This window comes from Faecalibacterium sp. DFI.5.82 (assembly GCF_029076575.1).
Taxonomy (GTDB): Bacteria; Bacillota; Clostridia; order Oscillospirales; family Ruminococcaceae; genus Faecalibacterium; species Faecalibacterium duncaniae.
The window spans coordinates 1-321 of the sequence record NZ_JARFIS010000353.1 but is presented as its reverse complement, the minus strand read 5'-3'; the positions used below and the strand labels follow the sequence as shown (position 1 = coordinate 321).

Sequence of the window (321 nt, the reverse complement as noted above, 5' to 3'; positions counted from 1 at the left end):
GCAGCTGACCCCTGAGGAGCAGGCAATGGTGGATACCTTTGCGGAAAAGATCGATATCACCAACAGCCAGCAGGTGCTGCAGTATGGCTCCGCCTGCAAGAAGAAGATCGGCGATTTTTCCGAGGCTGCTCTGGCCAAGGTGTCCACCAAGGATCTGGGCGAGGTGGGTGATATGATCACCTACCTCTTCGGGGAGCTGAAGAGCTTTGATGCCAATGAGGAGCAGCAGAAGGGCTTTCTGGGCTTCTTCAAAAAGAAGGGCAATGAGCTGGACAACCTGAAGACCAAGTACAACAAGGCCGAGACCAACGTGGAGAACAT

1 protein-coding gene is annotated in these 321 nt (G+C 53.9%); it reads left to right on the top strand.

Features of this window, described 5'->3' with window-relative positions; all coding sequences use genetic code 11:
• Positions 1–321: toxic anion resistance protein (locus tag P0G09_RS16960; protein ID WP_275253252.1), on the top strand; the 321-nt coding region annotated here is incomplete at both ends.